The organism is Sorangium sp. So ce385 (assembly GCF_051474135.1).
Taxonomy (GTDB): Bacteria; Myxococcota_A; Polyangia; order Polyangiales; family Polyangiaceae; genus Sorangium; species Sorangium cellulosum_D.
This window is the reverse complement of sequence record NZ_CP150337.1, coordinates 12,534,890-12,546,035: the sequence shown is the minus strand read 5'-3', so window position 1 is coordinate 12,546,035 and position 11,146 is coordinate 12,534,890. Positions and strand designations below refer to the sequence as shown.

General features: G+C 73.0%; 8 protein-coding genes. 5 read left to right on the top strand and 3 right to left on the bottom strand.

The window, feature by feature from the left end; genetic code table 11:
* Window positions 1-2: 2 nt before the first annotated feature.
* Window positions 3-761 (bottom strand): hypothetical protein, encoded by a 759-nt coding sequence (locus WME83_RS45995; RefSeq protein WP_437316042.1) that lies wholly within the window; start codon window positions 759-761, stop codon window positions 3-5.
* Between the two features lie 1,369 nt (window positions 762-2,130).
* Here WME83_RS45995 and WME83_RS45990 point away from each other — a divergent pair.
* Entirely contained in the window at window positions 2,131-2,730 is a 600-nt protein-coding gene (locus WME83_RS45990) for a hypothetical protein (protein WP_437316041.1), read from the top strand.
* A gap of 5 nt (window positions 2,731-2,735) precedes the next feature.
* Here WME83_RS45990 and WME83_RS45985 read toward each other — a convergent pair whose 3' ends face one another.
* Window positions 2,736-4,799 (bottom strand): carotenoid oxygenase family protein, encoded by a 2,064-nt coding sequence (locus WME83_RS45985; RefSeq protein ID WP_437316040.1) that lies wholly within the window; start codon window positions 4,797-4,799, stop codon window positions 2,736-2,738.
* A 291-nt stretch (window positions 4,800-5,090) separates the two neighbouring features.
* Here WME83_RS45985 and WME83_RS45980 point away from each other — a divergent pair, with 291 nt between their 5' ends.
* From WME83_RS45980 to WME83_RS45970, 3 genes are all read left to right on the top strand, one after another.
* Window positions 5,091-6,221 (top strand): site-2 protease family protein, encoded by a 1,131-nt coding sequence (locus WME83_RS45980; protein ID WP_437316039.1) that lies wholly within the window; start codon window positions 5,091-5,093, stop codon window positions 6,219-6,221.
* 139 nt (window positions 6,222-6,360) lie between these two features.
* Window positions 6,361-6,717, top strand: coding sequence for a hypothetical protein (locus WME83_RS45975; protein ID WP_437316038.1), 357 nt, complete (start codon window positions 6,361-6,363; stop codon window positions 6,715-6,717).
* Window positions 6,718-6,750: 33 nt separating this feature from the next.
* Window positions 6,751-7,188, top strand: a complete 438-nt coding sequence (locus WME83_RS45970; RefSeq protein ID WP_437316037.1) for a hypothetical protein — start codon at window positions 6,751-6,753, stop codon at window positions 7,186-7,188.
* A gap of 201 nt (window positions 7,189-7,389) precedes the next feature.
* Here WME83_RS45970 and WME83_RS45965 read toward each other — a convergent pair whose 3' ends face one another.
* On the bottom strand, window positions 7,390-8,802 hold the full coding sequence (locus tag WME83_RS45965; protein ID WP_437316036.1) for a sensor histidine kinase: 1,413 nt from the start codon (window positions 8,800-8,802) through the stop codon (window positions 7,390-7,392).
* Between the two features lie 137 nt (window positions 8,803-8,939).
* Between WME83_RS45965 and WME83_RS45960 the strand changes: the two genes are divergently transcribed.
* Window positions 8,940-11,120 carry a MopE-related protein gene (locus tag WME83_RS45960; protein ID WP_437316035.1) on the top strand — a complete coding sequence of 727 codons (2,181 nt, stop codon included), beginning with the start codon at window positions 8,940-8,942 and terminating at the stop codon, window positions 11,118-11,120.
* Window positions 11,121-11,146 lie beyond the last annotated feature (26 nt).

The window sequence follows — 11,146 nt, the reverse complement described above, 5'->3', positions numbered from 1 at the left end:
GATCACCAGCCGAAGCCGCCGAAGCCGCCGAAGCCGCACGGGCTGAAGCACGGATTGATGAAGTTCGGGAAGAAGCTGGTGACCGACGTCGTGATCGCCGTCGCACCGCACCCGAAGCCGCCGAAGCCGCCGAAGCCGCCGAAGCCGCCGAAGCCGCCGCAGCCGAGGCCGCCGAAGCCGCCGAAGCAGCGCTCGCCGTCACGTTGCCCGGTCTCCTGCCCCACCAGGACGCCCGTCTGCCCGACGCCCACCTGGCCGATCTGCGCCGGCGCGCCGACCTGCGCCTGGCCGATCTGCGCGGGCGCGCCGAGCTGCGCCTGGCCGATCTGCGCGGGCGCGCCGAGCTGCGCCTCCTGCCCGACCTGGCCGAGCTGCGCCGGGCCTTGCCCCGTGTACCCGCCCTTGGTCGGGTAGCCCTTGCTCGGGAGGCTGCCCTTGGTCGGGAACTCGCCCTTGCTGGGCAGCATGCCCTTGCTGGGCAGGAGCTCGCCCTTGCCGAGCATGACGCCCTTCGAGGGCAGGCCCTTGCTCGGGGGCAGACCCTTGCTCGGGGGCAGACCGAGCTTGCTCGGCCCCATCTGGCCGATCTGAGCCTGAGACTGGGCCGCGTACCCGCCGCGCTCCGCCTCTTCCAGCCCCTGGGTCGTCGAGTCGACGCTCTCGTCATCCACGTCGAACTCCTCATCCGCGCCGACCGCGCACCCGGCCCCGAGCGCCAGCACCATCGCGAGACCCATCATCTTGCCGTGAATCGAGATCATTGGTCCTCCCCGGTGTCCCTGATAGGCCTTGCGGCCCCCGAACACCTTGGCTCACCCAAGAGCAGGCTGTGTGCCTCGCGCTCCTGTGCAGAGGCTGCCGCTTCGAGACCTCGTGAATTCGCGGGTAGCGTCCGCGAATTAGGCGCTCCTCGGATCTGCGCTCCCTTGGTATTTCTCCGCGATTCGATCGCGGTGGATCCGGGCGAGGCGCGGCGCGCGCGCGGCGGCGGCCCCGCGCGCGCCGATTTCGCGCCGGGGACGAGGACCTCTGCCCCACGCCGGGAGCTTTTGCCGTGCGAGAGCGCCGCGCGCCGCGCAGGGCGCGCCGTGCCGCGGTCGCGCGCGCGGCCGCGGCGAGCAGCGGTGTTCTCACAATAGGTGGAACCTCCCTCCGGACCCAGAGAAACCCCGGCCTCCGCGCAGCGCCGACGCAATCGCTCGCGCCGTCCGAGGGAGACGCGCGCGGTGCGCCCTGCCTGCTCAGCGCAGAGCGCTCCGATACGTTTGTGCATTCGCGCGCCCGCGAGAGCATAAATCTCGACTCCGGCCGGAACCGTCCGCCGCCGTCATCCTCGTTCCCTCCGCGACATGATCGCTCGAGCGCTGCGTCGCGCTCGGTTCGCGTCGTTGCGCGCCTCCGTTCACGCGCCCGCGCTTCCGGCCCGGGCGCGTGTCCGAAGCCGCCTGCGCGCGGCGTAGCGAGGACGTAACCTCCCGGACGGCAGGCGATGAACGGCGCCGGTGCGCCAGGGCGTGATGCGGTGTTTGCCGCCCGTGGCCCGGAGCTCCCGGCGTGGTCGCCGAGGGGTCGATCTCCGGCGATGCGAGCCGCGGGCACCTCGAACGCCACGGCGATCTCGGCCGGCGAGCACTACGGCTGTGTCCGCTTCGCGGACGCCACCGTGAGGCGCGGGGGCTCGATCCGCCACGGCGCCACCCCCGCCGCAACAGCGGTGTGACGACCCCTCCTGCGATTGAGCCGCGCGCGCCGCGCGCTGCTTCCTTCAAGCCCCGGAGTGCCCGCGACGCGCCGCGTCGCGAGCGCGCGCCCGCGCCGCCGCTCTATCCCTGGCGCCGCTCCCCTCGGCATCGACGGAGCCGAAGCGGCCGTCATTCCCACTTGCGCAGGACGTTCTGTAAATGGTCCAGTGCTGGATGTCGGAGACGGGGAGGGAGCATCCGAACTTGTAGTCTGCCGCACTGCCCTTTTCGTTTCGACGTTGGGTTGTCTCATGTCGTCCGGGACGCTGGCTTGCCACCGCGCTCGGCGCTGGCCGATCGGCGGGGGCGGAGCGCCGGATCGAGCTGTCTTGACCCAGGTTTGCAGGATCGGCGGCCGCCGGCTGCGGGCGCTGAACAGAGCGGAAACATGCCAGAGTGTCGCATCACGGCCGTCGCGACCTATCTTCCGGAGCGCATCGTCACGAACCAGGAGCTCATCGCGAGCTATGGCCTCCCTTATTCCGCAGAGTGGTTGCAGCGGACCACGGGCGTCGTGGAGCGGCGCTTTGCCGGCGCGGCGGAGACCACGCTGTCCATGGCCGCGGCGGTGCTGCGGCAGCTCATCGAGGCGGGGCGGCTCCGCGACCCGTTCGTCGATGTCCTCATCATGACGAGCGACGACCGCGGGCGAGGCGAGGCCGGCGGGGCGGCGTTCGCCGCGTGCATGGCCGGCCTCTCCCCCGCGCTGGCGCTCGATCTCTGGTCGGCGCAGGGCGGCTTCTCTGCGGCCCTCGACGCGGCGACTCGGCATCTCTACCGCGGCGCGCGGCGCGTGCTCCTCGTGGCGAGCGAGGTGAGGTCGTGGCGCCTGCGCGCGGGGCAGCCGTGGGTCGACGACCACATCACCGCGATCCTCGGCGACGGCGCCGCGGGCGTGCTGCTCGAGCGGGGCGACGGCCTCGGGGCCGAGGCCCCCGCGCGCGGCGCCGAGCCGTCCCTGCCCCGCGCCGCGGCCCCCTGCCTGTAGGCGGCTCAGGCGAACCGCGGATAGACCGCCTCCTCGAACAGCGCCTTCACCTCGTCGACGGGGGCGTCGGCCACGAAATCCTCGTAGTCTTCGCGCACCGGGACCTTGTATCCGTTTCTCCACGGCGACGCGGCGTTGAGCCATGCCGTGTGGAGGGTGAGCCCCGGCCGGAAGGCCGGGTGTCCGAGCTTGCAGAGCGGCCCTCGAGCGAGGTTCGTCGCGTCGAAGATCCAGACCTCAGCGCGGTGGGCGGTCGTGACGAGCGCGACCACGTATCCGTCGGTGTCCGCCCCGCTGCCGCCGCGGCGGGGCACGAACTGCAGCGAGCTGAGCCAACACCCCACGGCGCGCTGCGGGAACTCGTAGCGATCCTCGATCCGCATGGCGCGGTGGTTGAACCGGAACAGGCTGTCGGGGTGCCCGCCTTCCGCGCGCATCCGCCGGAGCGCCGGGAGGGACAGCGATCGATGCGGGTGCGCCGCGTAGAGCCGATCGATGAACTCGGTCGAGAGCTCGTCCCAGATCCCGGCGCCGCGCCAGTAGACGTTCTCGATGCGATCGGGCGGCATCCACGACGGGCCCGCCTCCCGGTGCGCATAGAGGCCGACGCCGAGCGCCCGCGCCGGGTCGGCGAACACCGCCTGATCCACGACGCGCTCGGCCGCCGCGTCGATTGTATACCGGCCGATGCGGTTCACGTCCGCCTGCCCGAGCGGGGACAGCCCGCGGAGCCGGGCCGGCGCCGGCGCCCTGTCGGCCGCGTGCCGGTCGTAGGGCCGGAGCCACTCGGCGTGATCCGTGGCGCAGTTGTGCGCCGCGTGCACGGTGATGCGGTCGCCCGCGTCCTCGTAATCGACGAGGAAATGGAGCGTCTCCAGGGGCACGACGACCTTCTTCACGACGACCGACCCGCCGCCCGGCCGGAGCGCGTCCCGCCGGACCAGGTAAAACGTCGTGCTCGGCTCGTGGGCCATCGTGAGCAGCGACCGGAGGAGGCGCTCGACCCCCGGGCTCTCCCCGGAGCCCCGGCACGCCACGCTCTCCAGGCCGATCCGGAAGGCCGTGTCCGCGAGCACGACCCAGCGCCGCGTCAGGCCGAGCTGATGCACGCTCTGCTCGATGCGCACCGGCGCGCCGCTCGGCAGGAGGAGCGCGTGCCGCTCCGGCTCGTTGTGGCCGTCCCACCGCAAGAGGTGCACGAAGTCGCCCGCCGCCTCGTCGAGCGCGACGCCGCCGAAGCGCGCCGCCTGCCGCGCGAGCAGGTCGCCCGGCCCGGGCGGCGCGCTCGGGCGGAAGCGCGCGGGCAGGCGCTCGAGCGCGCGCTTCGCGAGGAGCTCGAGCCGATCCGCGCTCGGCCGGAGCAGCTGCTGCTCGATCATCGACGCGGCCGCCGACGCGAGCCGGTCCCAGGAGCGCGGGAGGGCGGCGATCTCGTCGAGCCGCGGCAGCGACGCGGAGAACAGGTGGAGGAGCGAGCGGCCGTAGTTCACCGTGAGCAGCTCGCCCCGCTCCGCGTCGAAGCACGGGTGCGCCGTCGCCAGCGTCATGGGAAAGGGGTGGTCGACGGGCGCCGCCGGGTACCACGTGCTGTTGCGCCCGACCGGCGTGACGAGCTGGAGCGTCGCCGGATCGATCTCGTAAGGCCTCCCCGTGTCGCCCGTGACGAGGAGCCGCGCGGGCGCGCGCGGCGCGTGCATCGGCACGAACGCATGATTGAGGTGGTCCCGCAGGCCGAGGTGGGGCGAGAAGCGGAGGAGCCCGGCGTCGCGGAAGCCGAGCGCCTCGAAGCGCGCGCCGGGGCGCGAGGCGGCGTCCGCGTGATAGCAGGGCGTGCGCGCGATCCTCGAGGTCAGACGGACCGCGCCGCCGCCGCCGAAATCGAGCCGATAAATCATCCCATTGCCATTGAGGATCGGCGCGCCGTCCGCCCTGGGCAGCCCGCCGTCCACCGAGCCGACCGGGCCGATCGCGAACACATGGCCCGTGAGGTCCTTGGGCACGCCGCCGGAGAGCGAGGATTCCAGGACGGTGAGCTCGACCTTCGTGAGCTCTTCCGTGCTCGCTGCCATCAATGCATCGGGGACGCGCTGGCGCATGACGACCTCGGTCACACCAAGCTACGCCAATCTGTGGCCGGCGGGGGCGCCGCGCTGCGCTGTGCGCCTCGGGGACCCGCGCGCGCGCGCCGATTCCCGCCTAGGACGGACGCGCGTGCGCTGGACGCGGGCGCGGGGCTGCGGGCGCCTCCTGCATTGCGCTCGGCGTCTGCGCCGCTGCCCTGATTTTCCATGCATTGGCGCCGTCTCGGCGGCTTGCGAAGGTGCTTGTCGGCCCCATCTGTACCAGCGATCAGGAGGCACATGTTCGACCAGGGGCTGACAGTCCTGCGCATCCGAGGAATCCCGATCCGGCTGCACATCACGCTGCTGATTTTCCTGCCGTACCTCGCGTACGCGGCGGCGTCGCAGTTCACGTTCATCGCGGCCTCGCTCGAGATCCCGCGCGAGGCGCTGCGCTTGCCGCCGCTCGCCTGGGGAGCGATCCTGGCGGTCGGGCTGTTCATCGCCGTGCTGGCGCACGAGCTGGCCCACGCGCTCGTCGCGCTCAAGAATGGGATCCAGGTGCGCGCGATCACGCTGATGATGCTGGGCGGCGTCTCGCAGATAGAGCGCGACGATCCCGAGCACGAGGCGTGGATGGCGTTCGCCGGGCCGCTGATGAGCTTCGGTATCGCGCTCGGCAGCTACGCCGCGTATCGCCTGCTCCCCGCGCCGGCGGAGGTCGGCGTGGCGCTCCTCGCCTTCGCGATCACGAACGCGATCCTCGGCGTGTTCAACCTGCTCCCGGCGTTCCCGATGGATGGCGGCCGGGTGCTCCGGGGGCTGCTCCATCGCCGCCTCGGGCGGGCGCGCGCGACGCGCGTCGCGACCGCGACCGGCAAGGCGATGGCGGTGGCTTTCGGGCTCTTCGGTCTGCTCTCGTGGAACCTCATCCTGGTGCTGATCGCCGTGTTCGTCCATATGGGCGCCTCGGCCGAGCAGGCGCGCTCGAGCACGCGCGATCTCCTCCGGGGCCTCCCGGTCGCGCGCTTCATGACCGATCGGCTCGGCGACGCGTATGCGGACGAGAGCCCTCGCGCGGTGGCCGAGCGGCTCCTCCGCCACAACCTGGTCGGCGCGCGGGTCATCGACGATCCTCGGGGCGGGGAGGGGCGCCGCGAGATCGGCGTGGTGACGGTCTGGGATCTCGCCCGCCAGCTCGCGCGCGGCGCCGAGCCGGCGACGGTCGGCGCGGTGATGCCGGTGGACGTGCCGAGGGCGCGCGCCGGCGACGACGCGTCCGGCTCGCTCGACGCGCTGGCGAGCGGCGAGGCGAGCGCGGTCGCGGTGCTCGACGAGGGGGAGCACGTGATCGGCCTGGTGACGTCGGCGGAGATCCAGCGCGCGCTCGCGCTCGCCGGCGCGCTCGGCGCGGCCGGCGCGGGCCGCTGAGCGCCCGGTCGCGGGAGATGCCGAGTCGCGCCGCCCCGCGCTGGCACTCACGTTGCTGAGCTCCGTTCCGAGGAGCAATGACGTGAAGCAGAGCAACATCGTGACTTCGCGCGAGCGAAGATGGCCCAGGTGTCTCTCGGTGGCGAGGTCTGCGCTCGCGGCGGCTGCGCTCGCGGCCGGCGCCTCGCTGCTGGTCGGGTGTCTGGGCACGGTCGGGGCGGAGGGGTATGTCGTGTCCGGCTTCCCGGCGGTGCGCGCCGAGGTCGTCCCGGTGGAGATCGCGGCGTCTCCGCGCGTCTATTTCCGCGGCACCTATGCGTACCTGGTCGACGGCCAGTGGTATTACCCGACCAACCGGGGCTGGGTCATCTTCGAGGAGGAGCCCGCGGAGCTCAGGCGTTACCGGCAGACGTACCGTGCGTCGCCGAGGTACGTGCCGGAGCGCGAGCTGAGCTTTCCCCGCGAGCGGGGGCGCGGTTACTACACGCCGCGTTGACAGTGGTGCGGCTGCGAAAGGACGGATTCGAGCATGAATCAGGAGAAGAGCGTCATTCCCATCTGCGGCCTCGCTCTATCGAGCTTCCTGGCCCTGGGCTGCTTCTTCGAGGTGAAGGACGGCGATCGGCATCGGCCTCGGCCGTCGTCGATGGGGAGCCTGGTGATGGAGTGGACAATCGACGACCGGCGCGAGCCGCGGGACTGCGCTCGCTTCAGCGGCGGCAGGGCCGATCTCGAGCTGATCATCTACCGTGGCAGCGTCGAGGTGGCGAGGGAGTATGCGCGTTGCGAGGACTTCATCCTGACGGTGGATCTTCCGCCCGACGAGTACAGGGCTATTGCGACGCTCGTGGGGCGCGGCGACGACCGACCTGTCACCACGTCGGCGAAGCTCGAGGAGATCGACGTCGTGCGTGGCTTCAACCTCCACCGGGAGGTGGATTTCTCGGCGACCTCGTTCCTCTTCTAGACCGCAGATCGCGTTGATCGAGCGAGAGCTCGACCGCCGAGCCGCCAAGGACACCGAGAGGGGATTCCCTTCTTGGCGTTCTTAGCGGCTTGGCGGTTCGAAATTCTGCGCTTTTCAGGCGGTTCCAACCCGTCTGTCGCTCCAGACGAGGCCCCCGCGCCGCGCTGGGAACAGCGCCGCCCCGGGCCGGGCAGCCCGGAGCTACCCCGCCCTCGGGATCGTCAGCCGCACCCGCGTCTCCCCGCGCGGCCCGTCCTCGATCGCGATCCCGTAGTTCGTGTGCGCCGCGATCGCGTGCGCCGCGATGAGCGGCAGCGCCGGCGGCCTCCCCTGCGCGACCGCCTCGAAATCGCGGCTCAGCACCACGCTCCGCGCCGCCGCCGGCAGCGGCGGCCCCGCGTCGTCGAACGTGATCTCGACCCCGCCCGGCCCCTCGACGAGCGTCACGATCACCTCGCTGCCCGGCGGGGACGCGCTGATCGCGTGATCGAGCAGCGCGTGCAGCAGCACCGTGAGCGCGCCCTGCGGCACCACCTCCTGCGCGGCCTCCGGCGCCTCGACCACCACGCGCACGTCGTGGCGCGCCGCGCGCGCGAGGTCGTCCTTCACGACGTCGCGCAGCACGTCGGCCACGTCGCAGTGGCGCGGGAACTCGTGGAGCGGGCACGCACCCAGCCTCGCGAGATCGCTCACGATCTCCGACGCCGCGGTCACGTGGCGCCCCACCGAGGCCGCCGTCTCCCCGGCGTCGCCGCCGTGCGACCGGAGCGGCGCGATGTCCCGCCCGATCGCCGACAGGATGCCCCGCAGCTGGGTCCCGAGCACCCGCACCGCCGCCACGAGCACCGCGAGGCTGTCGCCGCTCGGCGGCAGGTGCGACACCGGATCGCTGCCGCTCAGCCGCGACACGATGCCGGCCAGCGACCCGCGCTCGCGCTCGCCCTCGACCCGCGAGAAGACCGCGGCGAGCTCGCGCGCGTAGGCCTCGCCCTGCGCCTGCGCCGCGGCCAGCTCCTTCTTCAGGCTCTCGACCTCGAGGCGCTGGAGATCGACCTCGGCGGGCAAGGTCAGCGTCTGCATCTGCCCGTCGAGCTCCAGCCGGCCGCCGTAGCGCAGCGCCATCCGCGACAGCCACACCCGCTCGGTCTCGAAGTTCACCGGCGTCTCCGGCCCGAGGTTGACGCGCACGCTCACCTCGTCGCCGACGCGGTGGATGCTCACGTCGGGCGCCCCGGCCTGGCTCGTGGGATCGCCGCCCTGGGCGATGAGCACCTGGAGCATCCGCCGGAGCTCGGTCTCGTCGCCGAACACCGTCGTCCCTTCGCCCATCTCGATCTGCACGCGCGCCTCGGGCGCGACCTCCCAGAGCAGCGCCGTCAGGTCGACGCGGCCGCGCCGCCCGCGCGGCATGGGCCGGCCGTGGAGCGAGGCGAGCATGCTCACCGCCTCGTCGAGCCGGTTGAGCGTGCTCTCCACGCCGCCCGAGCCGTCGTCCGGCGACGGCACCGGCGGCGGCGTGGTCTCGGTCGCGATCATCCCCACGCCCTGGCGGAGCTTCTGGGCGGCGCTGCGCGCCTCCTGCGCCAGCAGCCACGTCAGCTCGGGTCGGGTCAATCTGTCGCTGGTCACCCTGTTTTTCCCTCTATCCGCCACGCTCCGCGGAATCGCGCGCCATGATGCCAGACGTGGCGGTGCCCTGCTACGCTCATTGCCGCTCACCTCGTTCGATGCGAACTCGCTCTCCTTCCTCCTTGACGCCTCTTGCTCTTCTCTGTGCCGCAGCCGCGACGGCGGCGCTCGGGGGCGCCGCCTGCGGCTCGAGCGCGCCGAGCCCCTTCCCGTCGGCGGGCGGAGCAGGCGGGGCTGGCGGCGAAGGCGGCGCGGGCGGCGCAGGGGGCGAGCAGGCTCCGGCGGACCCGACGCTCGGCGGTCCGTGCGTCGACGACGATCAATGCGAGGACGGATTTCCCTGCACCTTCGACGCCTGTGACACAAACGCAGGCCGGTGCCGTTTCACGCCGGACGACAGCGCGTGCCAGAACGACGTCTACTGCGACGGGGTCGAGCGGTGCAACCCGCGCCTCGGCTGCGTGCCCGGCGAGCCGATCGCGTGCGGCGACGGGAGCACCTGCACGATCGACGCCTGCGACGAGGCGACCAGGACGTGCTCGAGCGCCCCGCGCGACGCCGACCTCGACGGCGATCCCGACGCGCATTGCGGCGGGGACGACTGCGACGACGCCGATCCCACGGCGTCGTCGCTGCAGCCCGAGATCTGCGGGAACGACCGGGACGACGACTGCGACGGGCGCACCGATGAGTCCGGCTGCGTCTCGCCGGAGCACGACACGTGCGCCGACGCGCTGGAGATCTCGGCGCCGGGCTCGTACGCGATGAACACCGCGGGCGCGGGCTTCCACTACGCGAGCTCGTGCGGCCTGCCCCGCCCGATGAGCACGCACGACGTGGTGGCCGCGGTGCTCCTGCCGCCGGGGCCGCCGGTCGACGTGCAGGTGACCGCGCGGACGGAGGGCACCGACGTCGCGGTGACGCTCGCCGGCCAGTGCGGCGACGCCGCGACCGAGCTCGCGTGCGGGCGCCCGCACCCGAGCGCGGACGGCGGCAAGCTCGCGAAGCTCCGGGGCCGCGGCCTCGGCGATCCGGAGCGGGCGACGGCGCTGCCGGTCTACGTGACCACCGCGGAGGGCGCGCCGGTCGTCGTCGACGTCGCGTTCCTGCCGCCCTCGCCGGCGCCCGAAAATGAGACGTGCGGCACCGCGGCGCCCCTCGAGCCGGGCGCGCCGGTCCTGGCGACGATCCTCGACGCCGCGCGGGATCTCGGGACCGCGTGCGAGACCGACCTCGGGGAGCTCGTCTACACGTTCGAGCTCACCGAGCCCAGCGACGTCGACCTCTACGCGGTCTCGACCGACGGCGACGGCGAGCCCTCGCTCTCGCTGCGGTCCGAGGGGTGCGCGCTGCCCGAGGACGAGCTCACCTGCCAGACGGCGGCGGCGCCGCACCTCTTCCGGCGCGCGCTGCCCGCGGGGGTCTACGCCGTCGCCGTCTCTGCGACGGCGCCGACCTCGGTGCTCGTCACGCTGGAGCTCGCGCCGCCGACCGACCCGCCGCCGGACGAGGGCTGCGCCGAGGCGGCGCCGCTCGCGCCGAACCGGACGGTCGCCGTCTCGCTGCTCGGCCACCAGGACGACGTCGACCTCGGCTGCGGCCCGCCTTCGGTCGACGCCGCGTACGCGCTCGATCTGGAGGTCGCGTCCGACGTGCTCCTGGTCGAGCGGCTGTCGGCCGGCGACAGCGGCTCGATCGCCCTGTCCGCGCCGGCGTGCGGCGGCGCCGACGACCGGCTCGCGTGCGGCGAGGGCGACGTCAGCCCGCTCCGGAGCGCGCGGCGCGGCGTCCCCCCGGGGTCGTACCGCGTGGTGGCCGAGGCGCAGCTCGGCCAGCCCGTGAGCGTGACGGCGTTCGTGCGGCCGGCGGCGCCGCCCACGCTGGTGCCCTTCGCCGACGCGTGCGAGGGCGCGCTGGAGATCCCGGAGACCGGCGGGTTCTTCCAGGGCAACACGACCAACGCCGCCGCGGATTTCGACGCGGGGTGCGATCGCGCCGGCACGCAAGACCGCGGCGCCCGGGACCAGCTCCTGAAGCTCACGCTCACCGCGCGTCGCCGGGTGGTGCTCGACATGGCCGGCTCGGGCTACGAGACGCTGCTCTCGGTCCGCCGCGGCCCGGCCTGCCCCGGCACCGAAATGCCGCTTTCCTGCACGATCGGTACGGATCCCCAGCGCAGCTTCCTCGATCTCGTGCTCGATCCGGGCGTCTACTACGTCCAGATCGACGGCCACGCGATGGCGCACGGCCTGTGGTTCCTCGACGTGCGGGTCGTCGACCCCGTCGACGAGGTCGATCCCTGACCCGCGGCCCTTTGCAAGCTGCCCCT